We start from the raw sequence: 21,113 nt of genomic DNA on the forward strand, positions 1-21,113 counted from the left end.
TCAGATATTGAAGCTCTCGCCGCAGCCACATTCGCCGCGCACGTTGGGGTTATTGAACTTGAAGCCTTCGTTCAAACCTTCCTTGACGAAGTCGAGCTCAGTACCATCGAGGTAGACCAGGCTTTTCGGGTCGATAATCACCTTGACGCCATGACTCTCGAACACCTGATCCTCACTCTGAGCCTCATCAACGAACTCCAGCACGTAGGCCAGGCCAGAGCAGCCCGTGGTGCGAACACCCAAACGAATGCCCTCACCCTTGCCACGCCCATCAAGGGAACGACGCACGTGCTGCGCAGCTGCTTCGGTCATGCTGATAGCCATCGGAACTCCTTACTCGTAGAGCGGTTACTCGTAGAACCGTTTACTTAGAGCAAACCTTTCTTCTGCTTGTAGTCATGCACGGCCGCCTTGATGGCGTCTTCGGCGAGTACAGAGCAGTGGATCTTCACCGGTGGCAGCGCCAGTTCTTCGGCAAGCTGGGTGTTCTTGATGGTCTCAGCCTCATCCAGCGTCTTGCCCTTCATCCACTCAGTGGCGAGGGAGCTGGAAGCGATCGCCGAACCGCAGCCGTAAGTCTTGAACTTGGCATCTTCAATCACGCCTTGCTCGTTGACTTTGATTTGCAGACGCATCACGTCGCCGCAAGCCGGTGCGCCGACCATGCCGGTGCCGACATTGGGGTCTTCCGCATCCATCTTGCCGACATTGCGCGGATTCTCGTAGTGGTCAATGACCTTTTCACTGTATGCCATGGTGCTATTCCTCTCTCATCAGGTGCCGCTCAGCGGCAGCGTTAGTGTGCCGCCCATTCGACCTTGGACAGATCGACACCCTCTTTGAACATGTCCCACAGCGGCGACAGTTCGCGCAGCTTGGTAACCGCCTCGCAGACTTTCTTCGCGGCGTAATCGACTTCTTCTTCCGTGGTGAAGCGGCCGAAGGTGAAGCGGATCGAGCTGTGCGCCAACTCATCATTGCGGCCCAAGGCACGCAGCACGTAAGACGGCTCCAGCGAAGCCGAGGTGCAGGCCGAACCGGACGATACCGCCAGATCCTTGAGCGCCATGATCAGCGACTCGCCTTCGACGTAATTGAAGCTCAGGTTGAGGTTGTGCGGCACGCGGGCAGTGATGCTGCCGTTCACGTACAGCTCCTCGAGGTTCTCGACCTGCTTGAAGAAGCGATCGCGCAGGGCACGAATACGCTCGCTTTCCTGGGCCATGTCTTCCTTGGCGACGCGGAACGCCTCGCCCATGCCGACGATCTGGTGAGTCGCCAGGGTGCCCGAACGCATGCCGCGCTCATGGCCACCGCCATGAGTCTGGGCCTCCAGACGCACACGCGGCTTGCGGCTTACATAAAGTGCGCCAATGCCTTTCGGGCCGTAGGTTTTGTGGGCGGAGAAGGACATCAGATCGACCTTGAGCTTTTCCAGGTCGATCTCCACTTTGCCAGTGGACTGAGCCGCATCAACATGGAACAGCACGCCACGGGAGCGGGTCAGCTCACCGATGGCCGCGATGTCGTTGATGGTGCCGATTTCGTTGTTGACGTGCATAACCGACACCAAAATGGTGTCTTCACGCAGGGCTGCCTCGACCATCGCCGGAGTGATCAGACCATCTTCGCCGGGCTCGAGGTAGGTAACTTCGAAACCTTCGCGCTCGAGCTGCCGGGTAGTGTCCAACACGGCCTTGTGTTCGATCTTCGAGGTAATCAGGTGCTTACCCTTAGTCGAGTAGAAGTGCGCAACCCCCTTGATCGCCAGGTTGTCGGACTCGGTAGCGCCGGAGGTCCAGACGATCTCGCGCGGATCGGCGTTGACCAGTTCAGCCACATGGCGACGCGCATTCTCCACCGCCTCCTCAGCCTTCCAGCCAAACACATGGGAGCGCGACGCCGGATTACCGAAGTTGCCATCGACCAACAGGCACTCGCTCATCTTCTGCGCAACACGCGGATCGACCGGTGTCGTCGCGGAATAATCGAGATAAATCGGCAATTTCATTGATGCTCTCCTATCAGGTATAGGCCTATCAGCCAGGCGCCCTGCTCAGTCAACGGCGGACGCTTCAATCTTATCTAGGCGCGGCGCCCTGCCATTGCAGTGACGCTGATCCTGGCGCTGGGCGACTTCTTGCACCTCATGACGAGTAACAAGGTCAGCCAGGCTGATACCACTCAGAAACTCATGAATCTGCTGGCTGAGGTCGAACCACAGATGGTGAGTCAGGCAGGTGTCACCGGCATGGCAATCGCCCAGCCCCTGGCAACGAGTGGCATCAACCGACTCATTGACAGCATCAATGACCTGCGCAACCTGGATGCCGTGCATGTCTCGCGACAGCCGATAACCGCCACCTGGACCGCGCACACTGGAGACCAAATTGCCGCGACGCAGCTTGGCGAACAACTGCTCCAGATAGGACAGGGAAATGCCTTGGCGTTCGGAAATATCAGCCAGAGACACTGGCCCGTGCTGCGCATGCAGCGCTAAATCGAGCATGGCGGTAACGGCGTAACGGCCTTTGGTAGTCAGTCGCATGGCTTGTACCGCGAGTTCACTGGTTTGGCGCGAGTATGCTATTTCCGAGTATTTAGGTCAACTATAAGACCTATCAAGACACTCGGAATTAACCTTGATAAGGGCGCGCATCATAGCAAAACAGACCTAGCGCCGCATTAAGCTGCCGGCTTGTCGCCCGACTCTTTAACGTCCGCGAAATCCTCGTCACGCAAAGCTGGCAACTCTTTTGCGCAGTAGTCACTACCCAACGCTTTGAGGGCAGCGCACATGCCCTCCAGGCGACCATCTACGGCTTGCAGATGATCAAGCAGCTGACCAATGGCTTTAGCTATAGGATCCGGCATGTCCTGGCTGACGCCATACGCATCGAACCCCAGCTTTTCGGCGATAGCCTGGCGCTTAGCCTCCAGCTCATCATCAACCTTAACGATGATTCGCCCCGGAATCCCGACCACGGTAGCGCCAGCCGGCACTGCCTTGGTCACCACCGCATTGGAGCCGATCTTGGCCCCCGCACCGACAGTGAACGGCCCCAGCACCTTGGCCCCCGCCCCCACGACCACACCATCCTCCAGCGTTGGATGGCGCTTGCCTTTATTCCAGCTAGTACCGCCAAGCGTCACACCCTGATAAAGCGTGACGTCGTCACCGATTTCCGCAGTCTCGCCGATCACAATGCCCATACCGTGATCGATGAAAAACCGCCGACCTATCTTCGCCCCCGGATGAATCTCAACCCCGGTCAACCATCGGCCAAAGTTAGAGACCACTCGCGCCAGCCATTTCCAACCCGCCAGCCAAAGCCAGCCGGACAGGCGATGCAACCAGATCGCATGCAAACCGGGATAGCAAGTCAGAATCTCGAAAGCATTGCGCGCAGCCGGATCGCGATGGAATACGCTCTGAATATCTTCTCGCACGCGCTCAAACATCATCATCTCTCCGCTTATGGGGCTCACCGCGGGCAGCCTTCTGAGCTTCAGTCAAAATGCCGCGCAGGATGTTCATTTCAGACTTGTTAACCGCACTGCGACCAAATAGGCGACGCAGGCGAGACATCAAATGCCGCGGCTTCTCCGGATCAAGAAAACCAATAGCAACCAGGGTACTCTCGAGATGCCCGTAGAACAGTTCCATCTCATCCATGGTAGCCAGTTGCCCACTGCGCACCGAGGTCACCTCGAACTTCTCCACCTTCGTCGGCAGCCCCTGCGCAGCCAACCAGGCCATGCGCACCTCATAACCCAATACCTGTACCGCTGCAGCAAGGTTGAGCGAGCTGAACTCAGGATCAGAAGGAATGTGCACATGAAAATGACAGCGCTGCAGTTCGTCATTGGTCAGCCCGGCATACTCTCGACCGAACACCAGCGCTACCTCTGCACCCTGCCCAGCATGCTCACAGGCAGCTGCTCCACATTCACGCGGATCCAGTAGAGGCCAAGGAATTCGCCGATCTCTTGCACTGGTACCAAGCACCAGACTGCAGCCGACCAAAGCCTCTTCAAGCGTGGCGACTACCTGGGCGTTATCCAGAATATCGTTTGCTCCGGAAGCGCGGGCGACAGCCTCGGCACTGGGAAAGTCCTCTGGATCCACCAGCACCAAACGCGACAAACCCATGTTCTTCATGGCGCGCGCAGCCCCGCCGATATTGCCGGGATGACTGGTATTGACCAAGATCACGCGAATATTTTGCAGCAACGCAAGCGCTCACACAGACAGCAAAGGGGAGCAAATCTTACAGAACCCCCCCAGCAAACGCCATGCAGGGCACAGGCGACCCTACTTACTTGGAGGTTTTCTGCTAGAATGTTCGGCTTTCTTTAACGACCCAGGTGAAACCTCCATGCAGCCCATGCTGAATATCGCGCTGCGCGCAGCCCGCAGCGCCGCAGAACTGATTTTCCGCTCCATCGAGCGCCTGGACGTCATCTCGGTCGACGAGAAAGATGCCAAGGATTACGTGACCGAGGTCGATCGCGCCGCCGAGCAGAGCATCATCGCCGCGCTGCGCAAAGCCTATCCCACCCATAGCTTCCTCGGCGAAGAAGGCGGCCTGATCGAAGGCAGCGGTGATGGCGCCGACTACCTGTGGATCATCGACCCGCTCGACGGCACTACTAACTTCGTGCGCGGTGTGCCGCACTTTGCCGTCAGCATCGCCTGCAAATACCGCGGCCGCCTGGAGCACGCAGTCGTGCTCGACCCGGTTCGCCAGGAAGAATTTACCGCCAGCCGCGGCCGCGGCGCCGCACTCAATGGTCGTCGCCTGCGCGTAAGCCCACGCAAGAGCCTGGAAGGCGCGCTGATCGGTACCGGCTTCCCGTTCCGCGATAGCCAGATCGACAACCTGGACAACTACCTCAACATGTTCCGCAGCCTGGTCGGCCAGACCGCCGGTATCCGCCGCGCAGGCGCCGCCAGCCTGGATCTAGCCTACGTCGCCGCCGGACGCTTCGATGCATTCTGGGAGTTCGGCCTATCCGAATGGGACATGGCCGCCGGCGCACTACTTATCCAGGAAGCTGGAGGCCTGGTCAGCGACTTCAGCGGCGGCCACGAATTCCTTGAGAAGGGTCATATCGTTGCAGGTAACACCAAGTGCTTCAAAGCCGTGCTGACAGCCATCCAGCCACACCTGTCACCTTCGCTGAAACGCTAAATCCGACAGCGAATAAGAAACCCGGCCCAGCGCCGGGTTTTTTCTACCATCGGGTAGGAGGCGGGGTCACCCCCGCCGTCCTCCCACACCACCGTACGTACGGTTCCGTATACGGCGGTTCCTGCCTACTGACAAACTGCATCAGCGAGCTTGGTTTCGTTCGATGTGTCGCCCGCGTAGTCTAAGCACCCGGACAGGCTCTCGGGACTTCCGGCCCCTACCTCCTGATTGTCCAGGCCTCCGTATAAGGGAGCTTGTGCCTGCGACCCGCTCAGAGAGCACACCTGACTATCCGCTCATGGCAGGTTCAGCCCTTCATTGCTCCGGTTCCGAGCAACTACTACGGCCTCGGCTGACTTCTGCTCGCCCATCCCGTCACCTCACGATGCCGGTAGCACATGGCAGGCGAACAGATCTCCCAGGGTAATTCGCGCGACCTTCCTGCTTATGCCTGTCGGATATACGTCGTAGCGTTCCGTGCAAGTATCGGGCTTTGGCAATTATGGCTACCTCACCCTGCTACGCCGCCTAATCCGCTTCCTGTTCGTCAGGCCAGCAGTTTGCCTTCGGCTTCCTTCAGATTCGCAGTCGCCCGCGACACCCTTGCCTTCAGCTAACACTTCCCCTTGCCGGGTGTGTAGAGGACTTCCACCTCCAAGTCATCCAGCTCACCACCACAGTGAGCCAGACAGCGCCAGTCACGGCGCTACGCGCCATGCCTGGCGCACCATAAAAAAAGCGCCTCGAAAGGCGCATTTTTATTTGCATCCAAGCTACTGAGCAACCTGCCCCAGCACCAACTGCCCTTCTTTGTCGACCGGAATCCGGGCGCCCGGGTCGCGATCCATACGGACCTGCCCAACCTTACCGTCCAACTCATATTTGACGTTGTAACCCACCAGCTTGTCACTGGTATCGGTCACGGTGTTGCAGCGCGCTTCAGTAGTGGTGTAAGTGTCGTTGGCCTGCATGTTTTCCTGAACTTTGTTACCGGCATAGCCACCACCAACGGCACCAGCCACGGTGGCAATCTTCTTGCCAGTGCCACCACCAACCTGGTTTCCGAGCAAGCCACCAGCTACCGCACCTAGCACGCTACCAACAACCTGGTGCTGATCCTTGACCGGTTTCTGCCGAGTAACGGCGACATCTTTGCAGACCTGACGAGGAGTTTTGATGATTTCCTTGATCGGCTCTACAGCAAGCACTTCAGCGTACTCGGGGCCGCCACCAACCAAACTGTAAGTAGCCACAGCACCACCGGCGGTAACACCTACCGCACCAAGCACCGCACCAACGAGCATCGACTTGTTCACTTGAACCTCCTGGTTTCACTCAAACAGGCATTTACACGCCTTACTCCTAGCCTTGGAGTCAGCTATACACCCCAAGTTCCCTGCCCATGCCCGCCGTCACGCGACGACCGAGATATGCATCACAGCCCTAGGGGCGCTCATCGACCTCTTCAGCGGCGACCGGCGGAATCAGGTCCTCGACACCCAAGTTCAGCCAAATCAGCACCACGTTGGCGATATAGATCGAGGAGTAGGTACCAGCCAGCACACCAATGAACAGAGTTATGGAGAAACCAAACAAGTTATCGCCACCCCACACCAACAAAGCCACGATGGCCAGCAGGGTAGAGATAGAGGTCGCCATGGTTCGCAGCAGCGTCTGAGTGGTCGAGATATTGATGTTCTCGATCAAACTGGCTTTACGAAGCACGCGGAAGTTCTCACGCACCCGGTCAAACACCACGATAGTGTCGTTCAACGAGTAACCGATGATAGCCAGCACCGCAGCCAACACCGTCAGGTCGAAGGTAATTTGGAAAAACGAAATAATCCCAATCGCAACCACCACGTCATGCACCAACGACACGATGGCGCCGACCGCGAACTTCCACTGAAAGCGAAAAGCCAGGTAGAGCATGATGCCGCCAAGGGCCAGCAACATACCCAAGCCACCTTGATCGCGCAGCTCCTCCCCCACCTGCGGCCCAACAAATTCGACACGCTTGATCTGCGCCGGATTGTCCGCGCCAGCCTGGCGTAATGCCGCGGCCACCTGATTGCCCAACTGCGGATCATCACCAGGCATCCGCACCAGCAAATCAGTAGTGGCGCCAAAGCTCTGCACCACAGCCTCCTCATAGCCAGCCTTGACCAGCTGCTCACGCACCTTGGCGAGATCGGCCGGACGCTCATAGGTCAGCTCGATCAGCGTCCCCCCGGTAAAGTCCAGGCCAAGGTTGAGCCCCTTGTGGAACAAACTGAACAACGCCAAGGCCGTCAGGAACAGAGTCACGGCGAACGCAACGTTGCGCACGCCCATAAAGTTAATCGTACGTTTCATAGCCGCCCCTTAAACCCACAACTTCTTGAAGTCACGACCACCGAAGATCAGGTTGACCATGCCACGAGTCACCAAGATGGCGGTGAACATCGAGGTAAAGATGCCGAGCGACATGGTCACCGCGAAGCCTTTAACCGGCCCGGTACCCATAGCGAAGAGAATCCCGCCCACCAACAATGTAGTCAGGTTGGCATCCAGGATCGCCGTGAAGGCTCGATCAAAACCCTCGTGAATCGCGCGCTGCACGGACATACCGTTTTCGATCTCCTCACGAATCCGCGAAAAAATCAGCACGTTGGCGTCCACCGCCATCCCCATGGTCAGCACGATACCGGCGATACCCGGCAGAGTCAGCGTGGCACCCAGCAGCGACATCAGCGCCAGCAGCATGACCATGTTGAGCCCCAGGGCGACCGTTGCCAGCACACCGAAGAAACGGTAAATGGCGATGATGAACAGGGAAACTAAAAGCATGCCCCAAAGCGACGCATCGATCCCCTTGGTAATGTTGTCCGCACCCAAGCTCGGGCCAATGGTGCGCTCTTCGGCGAAATACATCGGCGCCGCTAGACCACCGGCACGCAGCAGCAGGGCCAGCTCAGAGGACTCACCCTTGCCCTCCAGACCAGTGATACGGAATTGGCTACCCAATGGCGACTGAATAGTTGCCAAGCTGATGATCTTTTTCTCTTCCTTGAAGGTCTGTACCGCAACCTCCTTCTCGACGCCGTCGACCACCTGCTTAACGTAACGGGTCAGCGGTCTCTGCTCGATAAAGATCACCGCCATGCTGCGCCCGACATTATTACGGGTAGCGCGGTTCATCAGCTCACCACCGTGACCATCCAGACGGATGTTCACTTGCGGGCGGCCATTCTCATCAAAGCTCGCCTGGGCATCGGTAACCTGGTCACCGGTGATGATCAGGCCGCGCTCCAGCGGCACGGCCGGCCGGCCAGGCTCGCGAAATTCGAAGGATTCGGTCGTTGCCTTGGTCGCGTCCTGGCTAGCAGCCAGACGGAACTCCAAGTTAGCGGTCTTACCGAGAATCCGCTTGGCCTCAGCCGTATCCTGCACGCCCGGCAACTCAACCACGATGCGGTTGGCGCCTTGGCGCTGCACCAGCGGCTCGGCGACGCCCAGTTCGTTGACGCGATTGCGCACGGTGGTCAGGTTTTGCTTGATCGAGTATTCACGGATCTCCGCCAGCTTGGCCGGAGTCATCTCCAGACGCAGCACCTGCAGGCCATTACGCTCGCTCGCCGTCAGCTGAAAGTCGGTAAAGTCTTTACGGATCAAGCTCTGCGCCTTTTCCAGACTTGCCTCATCGGTAAAGCCCAACTGAATCGCACCACCCTGCTCCGGTAGACTGCGATAACGCAGACGCTCCTTACGCAGCAGGCTCTTTACATCGCCCTCGTAAACCTTACGGCGCGCGTCGAGCGCCTTGTCCATATCCACTTCCAGCAGGAAATGCACACCACCGGACAAGTCCAAGCCCAGCTTCATTGGGCTCGCACCCAGACTACGCAGCCAGTTCGGCGTGGTTTGCGCCAAGTTCAGGGCCACCACATAGTCGTCGCCCAAAGCCTTACGCGCGACATCCTTGGCCGGTAGCTGATCTTCTTTCTTGAGCAGGCGCACCAGCCCACCCTTCCCCTGCGCAGCCAGGCTTGACGCTTTGACAGCGATGCCGGCGTCATTCAGCGCCTTGCCCACGCGATCCAAGTCAGCCTGCTCGACCTGCAACGCCGTGCTCGCCCCTGTGATCTGAATAGCCGGATCGTCCGGGTACAGGTTGGGCGCAGAATAAATAAAGCCGATCGCCAGCACTGCCAGGATCAGCAGGTATTTCCACAGAGGGTATTTGTTCAGCATGACGCCGCCCGCTTATGACGCGGGGCGCCTATAGCGCCCCGTCGAATGGTAAAAATGTGAAGTTAGATGGCTTTCAGCGTGCCTTTGGGCAGCGTTGCGGCAATTGCCGCTTTCTGAATCTTTAGCTCGACGGTATCGGACACTTCGATCACCACAAAGTCATCGGTAACTTTGTTGATCTTGCCCGCGATGCCGCCGGAGGTGACCACTTCGTCGCCCTTTTGCAGGTTGCCCATCAGATTCTTGTGCTCTTTGGCGCGTTTAGCCTGCGGGCGCCAGATCATCAGATAAAAGATGACCAGGAAACCGACCAGGAAAACCCACTCGAAGCCAGTACCGGCAGGACCAGTGGCAGCCGGCGCAGCGGCATCCGCAAAAGCGGCGGGGATCAGAAAGCTCATGTAACACTCCTGTTAACAAGGTCTTAGAAAGTTGATTTATCAGTCCAGCGGCGGTGTGCTAAGGCCGCGTCGGACATAGAAGGAATCGACAAAGGCGGCCAATGTACCCTGTTGAATAGCCTCACGCAAACCAGCCATCAGGCGCTGGTAATGGCGCAAATTGTGGATGGTATTCAACATGCTACCGAGCATTTCATCGCACTTATCCAGATGATGCAGATACGCGCGGGAGAAGTGTTTACAGGTATAGCAATCACAGGTCGGATCGAGCGTCGAGTCATCATGCTTATGCGCCGAATTACGAATCTTCAACACGCCGGTATCGACGAATAGGTGACCGTTACGCGCATTACGGGTCGGCATCACGCAATCGAACATGTCGACCCCGCGGCGCACGCCCTCGACCAGATCCTCTGGCTTACCGACCCCCATCAGGTAGCGCGGCTTATCGGCCGGCATCTGCCCTGGCAGATAGTCCAGCACGCGGATCATCTCCTCCTTCGGCTCCCCCACCGACAGGCCGCCAATCGCCAGGCCATCGAAGCCGATTTCATTCAGCCCATCGAGCGAATGCATGCGCAAATCCTGATGCATGCCACCTTGAACAATCCCGAACAGAGCCGCGGTGTTATCGCCATGGGCGATTTTCGAACGTTTGGCCCAGCGCAGCGACAGCTCCATGGAGACTCGCGCGACATCCACATCGGCGGGGTACGGAGTGCACTCATCGAAAATCATCACGATGTCCGAACCCAGCTCACGCTGCACCTGCATCGACTCTTCCGGCCCCATGAACACCTTGCTGCCATTCACCGGCGAGGCAAAGGTCACGCCCTCCTCCTTGATTTTGCGCATGGCACCCAGGCTGAACACCTGAAAACCACCGGAGTCGGTAAGGATCGGCCCTTGCCATTGCATGAAGTCATGCAGATCGCCATGGCGCTTGATCACTTCGGTACCGGGCCGCAACCACAGATGGAAGGTGTTGCCCAGGATGATCTGCGCACCGCTCGCTTCGATATCGCGCGGCAGCATGCCTTTGACGGTGCCGTAAGTACCGACCGGCATGAAAGCCGGAGTCTCGACGACACCCCGCGGAAAGGTCAGGCGGCCACGGCGCGCCTTGCCATCGGTGGCCAACAACTCGAAGGACATACGGCTGGTGCGAGTCATGCGGAGAACCTATCTGTTAATAAATCCAGCCTGCGTTGCCGCCCAAAAACACGCCAGGCAAGGCGCTGGACGCAGGCAATGGTCACCCCCTTGCCAAGTCCCGCAACGCCGCATGGCGTGTTTTTGGGCGCAACCCGAAGGGACGGGGCCATTTTTCCGCATGGCTGCGTCAGTCGTCGCTCATTTGGAATGACCAAACTTCTCTCCTCCTTCCTGGCCCTGCGGAAAAATGGCCTCCGTCGCAGGCAGGATCTATTAATAGATAGGTTCTAACCCTCGGGTCCGCGCGGTGCGGGATTGCGGGTAATGAACATCGCATCACCGTAACTGAAGAAGCGGTAGCCGTGCGCCACGGCCGCCGCATAGGCCGCCATGGTTTCCGGGTAACCCGCAAACGCCGAGACCAACATCAACAGAGTGGATTCGGGCAGATGGAAGTTGGTGACCAGGGCATCGACCACATGAAAGGGCCGCCCGGGGTAGATAAAAATATCCGTATCGCCACGGAAAGGCCTGAGCTGGCCGTCCCGAGCCGCGCTTTCCAGCGAGCGCACACTGGTCGTGCCCACGGCAATCACCCGCCCGCCGCGCTGACGGCACGCAGCGACCGCATCCACCACATCCTGGCCCACCTCCAGCCATTCGTTGTGCATGTGATGGTCTTCGATACGCTCGACCCGCACCGGCTGAAAGGTGCCCGCGCCGACATGCAACGTAACAAAGGCTGTCTCTACGCCCTTATCGCGAATCGCCGCCAGCAACGCCTGATCGAAATGCAGCCCGGCCGTAGGCGCAGCGACAGCCCCGGCGCGCTCGGCATACACGGTCTGATAGCGCTCACGATCCGCCGCGTCGTCCGGACGATCTATATAAGGAGGTAAAGGCATATGGCCGACGCGCTCCAGCAGCGGCAATACATCCTCACTGAAACGCAGTTCGAACAACGCATCATGCCGCGCCAGCATCTCTGCCTCGGCGCCGCCATCGAGCAAAATCAGCGAGCCTGGCTTGGGGGATTTACTCGAGCGCACATGCGCTAACACCCGTCGCGTATCGAGCACCCGTTCAATCAGCACTTCCAGCTTGCCGCCTGAGGCCTTCTGGCCAAACAGTCGTGCGGGAATCACTCGGGTATTGTTGAACACCATCAAATCGCCAGGACGCAGATGTTCCAGCAGATCGGTAAATTGACGGTGAGCCAGTGCCCCAGTCTCGCCATCGAGGGTCAGCAGCCGGCTGGCATGGCGCTCGGCCAGCGGGTGACGAGCAATCAGGGACTCAGGCAGCTCGAAGTTAAAATCGGCAACACGCATGATGAGGGGTCATTTTGCAGGGCCGCGAAGTTTAACGGAAATACCTCAATTTGACCACGCAACACGATTGACCAAGGGCAAACCTCTCCCTATACTGCGCGCCCAATGTGCCCCGGTGGCGGAATCGGTAGACGCGGCGGATTCAAAATCCGTTTCTTCACAGAGTGGGAGTTCGAGTCTCCCCCGGGGCACCATTCATCTCGCAGCGACTTTTTTACAGTCGCTGGTCAGACCCGCAACACCCCATCATCAATGCAGTTTTGCCCTCGCCGAATCGGCTCGAAAGCAGCGGAAAGCGGTGCAAAACCACGCTCAAAACTCGCCGTTTTCGGGGTTGTTTTCCATCCTGAAGTTAGCGTAGAGTGCTCCCACTGTGTTTGCATGGGTCGCTTTGAATCGTGACCTGGTGCAGTAGATCCTTAGATTTGCTACATCCCGCCCGACTTCTCTTACTCTCTGCAACCAGTCCAGCCCTCTATTGTTAGAGGCTGTCATCAACTCTAGTTCCAAGGAAATAAGATATGTCGAATCGTCAAAACGGTACCGTCAAGTGGTTTAACGACGAGAAAGGTTTTGGTTTTATCACCCCAGAAAGCGGTCCGGATCTGTTCGTACACTTCCGCGCTATCGAAGGTAACGGCTTCAAGAGCCTGAAAGAAGGCCAGCGCGTTAGCTTCGTTGCGGTACAAGGTCAAAAAGGCCTGCAGGCTGACCAGGTTCAAGTCCTGGCCTAAGCCTCCGCCTGAACGAAAGAGCCTCTGATCGCAACATCAGGGGCTTTTTTGTGCCCAGGCTTTTTGCCAGTCTGAGCCCGTAGAATCGCGCACCTCCTTTCGCAGCGAGCCCGCCATGCCGAAACATCAGCTACGCCCACAAGGCGACTTCCCCATTGCCGGCCTACCACGCCGCCTGGCGGCAATGTTTTACGACTCGCTACTCTGCGTGGCGCTGTTAATGGTAGTGACCCTGGCCTACCAGCAGATTGTCTTGAGAATGATCTTCGGCGTAGAGCGCCTAAGAGAAATGGCCGACAGCGGCGCCCTCAACGGCGACCCGATTCTTTCCACCCTGCTGCTTTTCAGCCTGTTCGGCTTTTTCAGTAAGTTCTGGACTCACTCCGGCCAGACGCTGGGCATGCAGGTTTGGGGGGTTCGTGTGCAAAATGCCGACGGCACTGCGATTACCCTGTGGCAGGCACTACTACGCTTCATCGTCGCCATCGCCTCCTGGCTGTGCCTGGGCCTGGGTTTCTTCTGGATACTCTGGGACAAGCAAAAACGTAGCTGGCATGACATTTATTCCGACTCCCGCCTCGTGCAACTACCAAAGAACTCGCAGAAAAAGTAAAAACAGCCCCCTACACAGCCGGCATCTACCGGCCGTGTGAAAACTCCAGCCCAGTCCTGAGGTTCGCGTCGCTACGCGTAATCCTCAGAAGTTTTCCGAGCTGACTTGCTCAGAAAGAGTGAGGGAGCGCCGGACTTGATCATTAATTGATCAACGCATGGCGCTCAAATAGTTTTCACACGGCCGATCTAGCCGGCTTTTTTATGCCTGAAAACCCAGTGCTGTGGGATCTCTGCAACCCAGACATCTCCAACCCATACCTCAGCCCATACATTCTAGATGGCTGCAAAAACGGCACTGTCAGCGAACCACTCGACCGGATCAAAACGACCGATCCAATATAGATAGTCCGCCCCGCCTTCCGTGATACTCGGTACGGGCAAGCCTTCCTGGCAGTTCAGCCTCTGGATAGGCGCTGGAGGATCGAGCCCCCTTCACATTGCTTCCTCTACCTCTGGTACCTCTGCGCGCAAAGGCTCGACTCTGACCGTAAAGTTTCTCTGCTGACCCTGCTCCTCAATCTGATGGACGCCAATGCCCGTAACGGTGCCGGACGTACCGGCGGCAAACGCGCCTTGCTCGACCCTGACCTTGAAATCGTGTCTGGATTCGCAGTCACAGTCCGCGGCTCCCGCGAACGGGCCTGGGTTGAAAGTTGCATCCTGGTGAAAATGCGCAAATCCAGGGTGCGCGTCTGCCACAAACTCGTTCTGGTCTTCGTCGAGCTCGTCACTGGGGTCGAGTGCCCGGCCCCTGATTCCTCTCAGCAATTGAAATTGGTTGTCCAGTGTCAGGTCCCAGGTGATGCGCAGACCAAAACTGTCCACGGTTGCCGCGACCTCCTCCACAAACTGAATGGAGATGGGCGTTCGGTCGGCGATCTTCAGCGTCAGGCTAAGCGTGCCCTTGTTGCGCCCCTCTCCGGGATTGCCGGTAAAGACACAATTGCTCACTTGGGCGTCATCAAACGTTATCGACCAGCCGGTATCCCGATTGGCGTCTGCCAACTCACATACGCCAGCGCTTGCCGGGCTTGTATAGAGCCCCACGCCGGCCATGCTGATTGCAAACGGAAGTGAGTAGATCTTTAACCATTGAGGAAACATGGTTTTTCTCCTTCGCAAGAATGAGAAATAACGTCTTCATCCGTTTCTGTCCGCCGTGCAATGGCTTCTGCCCTCGCCCTGTGCGAGCTAAACACCGCTTGGAATGCTTGAACGCTCGCATGCACAGATCGGTCGATGGTCAACACCAAGCCTTGTCGCACACCCTAACCGCCGCTGGTGGGAGTTCGTGCCCGCGATTGTCGGCCTGATGGACCCGTTGGTAACTCTAGGCGCTACAAAAGCTGACTGCTGTGCACATCTTGCAGAACGCTATGCGTTTTTTGCGGAGTTATGCCAACTGGAGGGATTCAGTCGATATTGGGATGGTGTGACACCGATACGTTGGTGAAACATCCGGGTGAAATGAGATGCGTTAGGGAAGCCGACGGCGCAGGCTACCTCGGAGATCATGGCATGAGGGTTGCTCAACAGCTCCAAGGCACGCTGAAGCCTGTATTGGCAGAGATATTCGCCGAAGGTTAGGCCATAGGCATGCTTAAAGGCCCGGCTGAACTCGTAGATGCCCATGTTGCAGAAGCTGGCAACATCTTGCAGCCGAAGCGGCTCTCCATAGTGAAGTTCTACATAGGTCACGGCGCATTGAGCCTCCTGCTGGGCAAGATCAGGGATGCCGAAGCGGCTCTCCAATGGGATGGGCGGCGCGGGCATCGCGATTTCCCGCCCACCGTCGCGACCTAATGGCAAAACCGACAGAAGTGGCTCGATCCGACTCCAGAGTTCTTCAGCTGATACCGGTTTTACCAGATAGTCCCAGACCCGGGTGCGAAACGCCCAGACAGCCAGCGCCTCCGAGTGATGGACCGTGAGCATCAGGATAGGCAAGGAAGGGTGGGCCTGTTTGGTCGAGCGTAACGCCTTCAGGGCCGCTAGGTTAGGGTAATCGTACTCAAAGCATGCCAACAGCGGTGATGTCTGGTCGATACTCTGAGGTATGGCAGCCATCTCAACGACGTGCTGGATGCGAAAATGCGCGTCCAAGTCACTCACCGAACTGTGTTCTATCCTGCTGGTGCGAAGGTCTGTCCAGACGAGACACGGCAAATTCATCACTTTGCCTCCTGTCGCTCTTGTTGTTAGGGCAACTATTGTAGTTGAACAGCGCGACGACGCCGCCCATCAGCAGGAATGCCTGCCGAAGCGACGGATATCCAACTGCCCTTGCTGCCCGCAGTGACCTTGAAATACAGCCCGTGACCGTCGTTCGCGAGCCCTTTAACGCCCGACTTCAGCAGATGGCTGACCTTCACAGCAGACAGCTTGCTCATATAAGAATCTCCCAGCCCATACCATCACTGAGCGGGGATGATGGACGCTCTGGATTCCAGCGGAAGATTATTTTCTAGAGACCCCGTATTTAATGGCTCGCGAAGAAATCATACGGAGGAAGGCGGATGCCAGTGGATGATTGGAACGCCGGCATCTAGCCGGCTTTTTTACATCAGAGCCAATCAACCCGCGCGGCGCAGCATCCAAATACCCGCCAGACCGCAGATCGCGCTCGGGATCAGTATCGCCAGCAACGGCGGGAAGCCAAATACCAAGCTCGAAGGCCCCAAAAGATCCTGTGCGATACGGAACACAAAGCCGACCAGCACACCAGTGAACACCCGCTGCCCGAGGGTTACCGAACGCAGCGGGCCAAAGATGAAGGAAATCGCCATCAACACTAGCGTTGCGGTCACCACGGGTTGCAGCACCTTGGTCCAGAAGGCCAGCCAGTAACGGCCGTTGTTCAGCCCTTGCTCCGCCAGATAGTGGATGTAACGCCACAACCCGGTGACCGATAACGCCTCTGGCTCCAGCACCACGGTGCCGAGCAGTTGCGGGCTCAACTCGACATCCCAGCGCTCACTGGGCGACTCGACCACTTCGGTCTGGCGCTCACGGAAATGCGTGGTCGCCACATCTTCCAACTGCCAATGATCGCCCTGATACAGGGCGCGCTTAGAGAAGCTGGACGACAGCAAATGCCGCTGATCGTCAAACCGGTAGCGTGTCACCCCGTAGAGCACGCCATTCGGCTGCACCGCGTTGATATGCACAAACTCATCACCTTGGCGATGCCACAGACCGCGCTTCGCACTCTGCGCCGCCCCTCCACCTTGCGCCATGGAGCGACTGGCCTGCCCCAAATTCTCACTCCAGGGCGCCAGATATTCACCGATCAGGATGCCCACCAGCATCAACACCAGCATCGGCTTCATCACCGCCCAGACGATTCGCCCGACCGAGACACCTGCCGCCCGCATGATGGTCAGTTCGCTATTGCTCGCCAGATTGCCAAGACCAATCAAGCAACCAATCAAGGCCGCCATTGGCAACATGTCGTAAACCTTACGCGGCGCCGTCAGCAGCACATACCACGCGACATCAGACAAACCATAACCACCCTCGATATCAGGCAGCTCGTCAATAAAGGAAAACAGCATGGCCAAGCCGACGATGATGCCCAGCACCGCGAGAATCGCGAAGAACACATTAGTGCCGATGTAGCGATCCAACCTAACCATGAGCCAGCTCCTGCGCAGCACGACGACCCGCCCACTTCAGACGCAACGGCTCCCAATACAGCAGCGCAAGACCAATCAACAAGAACACCCCATGCACCCACCAGAGCCCTAGGCCCATAGGAATCTTGCCCTTGTCCAGCGCACCGCGCGCGGCGATCAACAGGGACAGGTAAGCCATATAAAGAAGAATCGCCGGCAGCAGTTTAAGGAAGCGACCTTGACGCGGATTGGCCCGGGACAGCGGCACCGCCAACAAGGTAACGATAAAGACCAGCAACGGAAGCGAGAGACGCCACTGCAACTCTGCCTGGTACTTCGGATTATCGCTGCCAATCAGCTCGCCCGTAGGAACCGCCTCGCGCTCACTGATCTCACTACTGACCTGTGGCTTGAGCAGCAAGACGCCGTAGGTGTCGTACTGAATCGCCCGGTAGTCGGCCTGACCGGGATTTCCATCATAGCGGTAGCCTTTTTCCAGAATCAGGTAACGACTGCCATCGGCCTGGATCTCCTGGCGCCCCTTCTGCGCGACCAGTACTGTGATGCCGCGCTCCTTGTCACCCGCTGTGGAAAGACGCTTTTCCGAGATGAAGATACCGCCCAGCTCACTGCGATCGTTCGACATGTCCTGGGTATAGGTGACCCGCGAACCACTCTTCATCGCCTGGAAGCGCCCAGGCACCAGCGTGTCGAACTCGGTCAGGGCATCCTGCTCATTGAGGATCCGCGCCACCTGAGTCACCCCTTGCGGTGCCAAGCCCAGGCTCAACCAGGCCACCAACAGCGCAACCAGCGTCGCCGGCGCCAAGCTGTAGGCCAGCAGGCGCTGCTGGCTCATGCCGGTCGCCGACAGCACTGTCATTTCACTGTCGAGATAGAGCCGACCGTAAGCCAGCAAAATACCGAGAAACAAGCCCAGCGGCAGGATCAACTGCAGGAAGCCTGGCAGCCGGAAGCCCATGATCAGGAACAACACGCCCGGATCTAGAGCCCCTTGCGCGGCCTGAGCCAGGTATTTGATGAAGCGCCCACTCATGATGATCACTAAGAGCACGGCACTCACCGCGCTCAAGGTCACCAGCACCTCGCGAGACAGATAACGGAAGACGATCAAACCAGACACTCCAGGGTTGTCAGGCTCAGGCGGCTAAGCTCAAACTAGCTGCCTGTTGCCGGCCCGCCTGAGGCGGACCACCGAAAAAATACGCGGCATTATCCTGCAATACCGACCTGTTGTCTTGGGGACACCTCGCCATGGAATTTGTTGTCAAAAGCGCACGCCCAGAATCTCTGAAAACCGCCACCCTGGTCGTCGCCATCGGCGAAGGCCGCAAGCTCAGTGAAGCCGCCAAGGCCGTGGACAGCGCCAGCGACGGCGCCCTCACGACCCTGCTCAAACGCGGCGACCTGGCCGGCAAGCTTGGCCAAACGCTACTCCTGCACAGCCTGCCCAATCTCAAGGCCGAGCGCGTACTGCTGGTCGGCGCCGGCAAGGAAAGTGAACTCTCTGACCGCCAATTGCGCAAATTGATCACCGCCGTGCAAGGTGTTTTGAAAAACCTAGGCGGTAATGACGCGGTACTCGCCCTCGATGAGCTGAAAGTCAAAGGCCGCGACGCTTACGCGAAAACCCGCTTGCTGGTGGAAACCCTGGCCGATGGCGAATATGCCTTCGAACGCTTTAAAAGCCAGAAAAGCGAAGCCCTCGCCCTGAAGAAGCTGACCCTACTGACCGAGAAAGCCTCTCAGGCTGACGTCGAGCGCGGCGCAACCCAGGCCCAGGCGATCGCTGCCGGCATGGCCTTCACCCGCGACCTCGGCAACCTGCCGCCAAACCTCTGCCACCCGAGCCACCTGGCCGAAGAGTCCAAGGCCCTGGCCAAGGCGCACAAGAACCTCAAAGTCGAAGTGTTCGACGAGAAGAAGCTCAAAGAACTGGGCATGGGGGCATTCCTCGCGGTAGCCCAGGGCAGCGAACAGCCACCCCGGCTGATCGTGCTCAACTACCAGGGCGGCAAGAAGGACGACAAGCCCTTCGCCCTAGTCGGCAAAGGCATCACCTTCGACACCGGCGGCATCAGCATCAAGCCGGCCGCCAGCATGGACGAGATGAAGTACGACATGTGCGGTGCTGCCAGCGTACTCGGCACCTTCAAGGCCGTGCTCGAACTGCAGTTGCCCATCAATGTCGTCGGCCTGCTGGCCTGCGCCGAGAACATGCCGAGCGGCGGCGCCACCCGCCCGGGTGACATCGTCACCACCATGAGCGGGCAGACCGTGGAAATCCTCAACACCGACGCCGAAGGCCGCCTGGTGCTGTGCGACACCCTGACCTACGCCGAGCGCTTCAAGCCGCAAGCGGTAATCGACATCGCCACCCTCACCGGTGCCTGCATCGTTGCGCTGGGTAGCAATACCTCGGGCCTGATGGGCAATAACGATGCCTTGATCCAGCAGCTGCTCAAAGCCGGCCAAACCGCCGACGACCGCGCCTGGCAACTGCCGTTGTTCGACGAATATCAGGAACAGCTGGACAGCCCCTTCGCCGACATCGCCAATATCGGCGGGCCGAAAGCCGGCACCATCACTGCTGGCTGCTTCCTCTCGCGCTTCACCAAAAAGTACCACTGGGCGCATCTGGATATCGCCGGCACCGCCTGGGTCAGTGGCGGCAAGGAAAAAGGCGCGACTGGCCGCCCGGTTCCGCTACTGACCCAGTATTTGCTGGATCGGGTCAAATAATGTTTTTTGGCTCTCAAAGCGTTGCGAGAATGTAGGGTGGGTTAGCCGCCTGGCGGCGTTACCCACCGCCAGGCAATCGCATTGTTTCAGGAACGCCCGACAGACCATGACCCGCGTTGAATTCTACGTCTTATCCTCGACCAGCTCGGCGGATCGTCTGCGCGCCGCCTGCCAGTTGGCTAGCAAGGCCTGGCGCCATGGCATGCCGGTCTTCCTGCGCTGCGCCGACGAGGCCCAATGCGCAGAGGTCGACGAACTGCTCTGGCGCTTCAAGGCGGAAACCTTTGTGCCACATAGCCTGTATCGGGATGACCCACTGGCGCCCGTCGTGCTGGGGCTTAATGATGAGCCGGCCGCGCAGCAGGGCCTGCTGATCAACCTCGACCCGAGCCTTTCGCCGTTCATCGAACGTTTCAGCCGAGTGATCGAAATCGTCAATCAAGAGCCCGAGCAACTGCACAGCTCGCGCGAGAATTTCCGTACCTATCGTCAGCGGGGCTATGACCCGCAACGAGTCGAACTGTAGCCTTACCCCATGGACACGCCAAAACCACCGCAAAAGCCCACCCACTTGCTGGATGACCTCGAGTCGATCCGCGAATTTCTGGCGGGCGATGAAAGCCTGGAACCACCGCTGCTCACCGACTCCATCGAGCTAGGCGAGATTCCACTGTTATCCGATATCGTCTCGCCAGGTGAACCGCCAGCACCGCCGGTCAGCCCGACTGCGCCGCCTCCCAGCGCACCAATCGCCCCTGCACCACGGCCGACAACGCTGGCTGAGAGCGTGCAACAGGCAGTTCTTGGCAACCGCTCCAGCGAACTGCTGCGCCTGGACAACGAACTGCGCGCCGCCGCACAGTTGATCCTGCAGGATGTCATCGACGACTTCGTACCGCAGATAGAAGCCGAGCTCAAACGCCGCCTGGAAGCGCGCCTGACCCGCCTGCTGCCCCCGCGCAAGCCGTAGGGCAAGAAAATATAGCCCCGCGATTTTTCCACCGTGCAAGACATTCAGCCGACCCACCAAGAGCTGGTGGATAAACAGAGCGTTATCCATATATGGACTCCT

General features: G+C 58.2%; 23 protein-coding genes and 1 tRNA gene. 7 read left to right on the forward strand and 17 right to left on the reverse strand.

Features of this window, described 5'->3' with window-relative positions; translation table 11 throughout:
• The 6 genes from iscA to trmJ all read right to left on the reverse strand — a co-directional run bounded on the left by iscA (window position 1) and on the right by trmJ (window position 4,234).
• Window positions 1-324 carry an iron-sulfur cluster assembly protein IscA gene (gene iscA / locus D3879_RS19875; RefSeq protein WP_119955965.1) on the reverse strand — a complete coding sequence of 108 codons (324 nt, stop codon included), beginning with the start codon at window positions 322-324 and terminating at the stop codon, window positions 1-3.
• A gap of 44 nt (window positions 325-368) precedes the next feature.
• Window positions 369-755 carry a Fe-S cluster assembly scaffold IscU gene (iscU, locus tag D3879_RS19880; RefSeq protein ID WP_119955966.1) on the reverse strand — a complete coding sequence of 129 codons (387 nt, stop codon included), beginning with the start codon at window positions 753-755 and terminating at the stop codon, window positions 369-371.
• A gap of 41 nt (window positions 756-796) precedes the next feature.
• Window positions 797-2,011 carry an IscS subfamily cysteine desulfurase gene (locus D3879_RS19885; RefSeq protein ID WP_119955967.1) on the reverse strand — a complete coding sequence of 405 codons (1,215 nt, stop codon included), beginning with the start codon at window positions 2,009-2,011 and terminating at the stop codon, window positions 797-799.
• Between the two features lie 45 nt (window positions 2,012-2,056).
• The gene (iscR, locus tag D3879_RS19890; RefSeq protein ID WP_119955968.1) at window positions 2,057-2,548 is read right to left on the reverse strand and encodes a Fe-S cluster assembly transcriptional regulator IscR; all 492 of its coding nucleotides are present in this window, start codon (window positions 2,546-2,548) and stop codon (window positions 2,057-2,059) included.
• A 137-nt stretch (window positions 2,549-2,685) separates the two neighbouring features.
• The gene (cysE, locus tag D3879_RS19895) at window positions 2,686-3,462 is read right to left on the reverse strand and encodes a serine O-acetyltransferase (protein WP_119955969.1); all 777 of its coding nucleotides are present in this window, start codon (window positions 3,460-3,462) and stop codon (window positions 2,686-2,688) included.
• Window positions 3,455-4,234, reverse strand: a complete 780-nt coding sequence (gene trmJ, locus D3879_RS19900; protein WP_119955970.1) for a tRNA (cytosine(32)/uridine(32)-2'-O)-methyltransferase TrmJ — start codon at window positions 4,232-4,234, stop codon at window positions 3,455-3,457. The genes cysE and trmJ overlap by 8 nt, the downstream gene beginning before the upstream one ends.
• Before the next feature lie 145 nt (window positions 4,235-4,379).
• Between trmJ and suhB the strand changes: the two genes are divergently transcribed.
• Window positions 4,380-5,195, forward strand: a complete 816-nt coding sequence (suhB, locus tag D3879_RS19905) for a type III secretion system regulator SuhB (protein ID WP_119955971.1) — start codon at window positions 4,380-4,382, stop codon at window positions 5,193-5,195.
• 773 nt (window positions 5,196-5,968) lie between these two features.
• Here the strand turns inward: suhB and D3879_RS19915 are convergent.
• The 6 genes from D3879_RS19915 to queA form a co-directional block, all read right to left on the reverse strand.
• Complete coding sequence (locus tag D3879_RS19915) at window positions 5,969-6,511, reverse strand: glycine zipper 2TM domain-containing protein (RefSeq protein WP_119955972.1); 543 nt, start codon at window positions 6,509-6,511, stop codon at window positions 5,969-5,971.
• Window positions 6,512-6,638: 127 nt separating this feature from the next.
• A complete protein-coding gene (secF, locus tag D3879_RS19920; protein WP_119955973.1) occupies window positions 6,639-7,550 on the reverse strand; it encodes a protein translocase subunit SecF in 912 nt (303 codons plus the stop codon).
• Between the two features lie 9 nt (window positions 7,551-7,559).
• A complete protein-coding gene (gene secD, locus D3879_RS19925; RefSeq protein ID WP_119955974.1) occupies window positions 7,560-9,428 on the reverse strand; it encodes a protein translocase subunit SecD in 1,869 nt (622 codons plus the stop codon).
• Window positions 9,429-9,490: 62 nt separating this feature from the next.
• A complete protein-coding gene (yajC, locus tag D3879_RS19930) occupies window positions 9,491-9,829 on the reverse strand; it encodes a preprotein translocase subunit YajC (protein WP_119955975.1) in 339 nt (112 codons plus the stop codon).
• 39 nt (window positions 9,830-9,868) lie between these two features.
• Complete coding sequence (gene tgt, locus D3879_RS19935; RefSeq protein WP_177412475.1) at window positions 9,869-10,984, reverse strand: tRNA guanosine(34) transglycosylase Tgt; 1,116 nt, start codon at window positions 10,982-10,984, stop codon at window positions 9,869-9,871.
• Between the two features lie 287 nt (window positions 10,985-11,271).
• Window positions 11,272-12,315 carry a tRNA preQ1(34) S-adenosylmethionine ribosyltransferase-isomerase QueA gene (queA, locus tag D3879_RS19940; protein ID WP_119955977.1) on the reverse strand — a complete coding sequence of 348 codons (1,044 nt, stop codon included), beginning with the start codon at window positions 12,313-12,315 and terminating at the stop codon, window positions 11,272-11,274.
• Between the two features lie 109 nt (window positions 12,316-12,424).
• Between queA and D3879_RS19945 the strand changes: the two genes are divergently transcribed.
• The 3 genes from D3879_RS19945 to D3879_RS19955 all read left to right on the forward strand — a co-directional run bounded on the left by D3879_RS19945 (window position 12,425) and on the right by D3879_RS19955 (window position 13,662).
• Window positions 12,425-12,509, forward strand: a tRNA-Leu gene (locus D3879_RS19945).
• A 327-nt stretch (window positions 12,510-12,836) separates the two neighbouring features.
• Window positions 12,837-13,049 carry a cold-shock protein gene (locus D3879_RS19950; protein ID WP_119955978.1) on the forward strand — a complete coding sequence of 71 codons (213 nt, stop codon included), beginning with the start codon at window positions 12,837-12,839 and terminating at the stop codon, window positions 13,047-13,049.
• A 115-nt stretch (window positions 13,050-13,164) separates the two neighbouring features.
• Window positions 13,165-13,662 (forward strand): RDD family protein, encoded by a 498-nt coding sequence (locus D3879_RS19955; RefSeq protein WP_119955979.1) that lies wholly within the window; start codon window positions 13,165-13,167, stop codon window positions 13,660-13,662.
• Between the two features lie 434 nt (window positions 13,663-14,096).
• Here the strand turns inward: D3879_RS19955 and D3879_RS19960 are convergent, their stop codons facing one another.
• The 5 genes from D3879_RS19960 to lptF all read right to left on the reverse strand — a co-directional run bounded on the left by D3879_RS19960 (window position 14,097) and on the right by lptF (window position 18,413).
• Window positions 14,097-14,768 (reverse strand): hypothetical protein, encoded by a 672-nt coding sequence (locus D3879_RS19960; RefSeq protein WP_119955980.1) that lies wholly within the window; start codon window positions 14,766-14,768, stop codon window positions 14,097-14,099.
• Window positions 14,769-15,038: 270 nt separating this feature from the next.
• Window positions 15,039-15,836, reverse strand: a complete 798-nt coding sequence (locus D3879_RS19965; protein ID WP_119955981.1) for a helix-turn-helix transcriptional regulator — start codon at window positions 15,834-15,836, stop codon at window positions 15,039-15,041.
• A gap of 35 nt (window positions 15,837-15,871) precedes the next feature.
• Complete coding sequence (locus D3879_RS19970; RefSeq protein ID WP_119955982.1) at window positions 15,872-16,054, reverse strand: hypothetical protein; 183 nt, start codon at window positions 16,052-16,054, stop codon at window positions 15,872-15,874.
• A 183-nt stretch (window positions 16,055-16,237) separates the two neighbouring features.
• Window positions 16,238-17,299 carry an LPS export ABC transporter permease LptG gene (gene lptG, locus D3879_RS19975; RefSeq protein ID WP_119955983.1) on the reverse strand — a complete coding sequence of 354 codons (1,062 nt, stop codon included), beginning with the start codon at window positions 17,297-17,299 and terminating at the stop codon, window positions 16,238-16,240.
• Complete coding sequence (lptF, locus tag D3879_RS19980; RefSeq protein ID WP_119955984.1) at window positions 17,292-18,413, reverse strand: LPS export ABC transporter permease LptF; 1,122 nt, start codon at window positions 18,411-18,413, stop codon at window positions 17,292-17,294. Before lptF ends, lptG begins: the two co-directional genes overlap by 8 nt.
• A 140-nt stretch (window positions 18,414-18,553) precedes the next feature.
• Here lptF and D3879_RS19985 point away from each other — a divergent pair, with 140 nt between their 5' ends.
• The 3 genes from D3879_RS19985 to D3879_RS19995 all read left to right on the forward strand — a co-directional run bounded on the left by D3879_RS19985 (window position 18,554) and on the right by D3879_RS19995 (window position 21,011).
• Entirely contained in the window at window positions 18,554-20,041 is a 1,488-nt protein-coding gene (locus D3879_RS19985; RefSeq protein ID WP_119955985.1) for a leucyl aminopeptidase, read from the forward strand.
• 106 nt (window positions 20,042-20,147) lie between these two features.
• A complete protein-coding gene (locus D3879_RS19990; RefSeq protein WP_119955986.1) occupies window positions 20,148-20,567 on the forward strand; it encodes a DNA polymerase III subunit chi in 420 nt (139 codons plus the stop codon).
• A 9-nt stretch (window positions 20,568-20,576) separates the two neighbouring features.
• Window positions 20,577-21,011, forward strand: a complete 435-nt coding sequence (locus D3879_RS19995; RefSeq protein ID WP_119955987.1) for a DNA polymerase III subunit chi — start codon at window positions 20,577-20,579, stop codon at window positions 21,009-21,011.
• Window positions 21,012-21,113: the final 102 nt, after the last annotated feature.

This window comes from Pseudomonas cavernicola (assembly GCF_003596405.1).
Taxonomy (GTDB): Bacteria; Pseudomonadota; Gammaproteobacteria; order Pseudomonadales; family Pseudomonadaceae; genus Aquipseudomonas; species Aquipseudomonas cavernicola.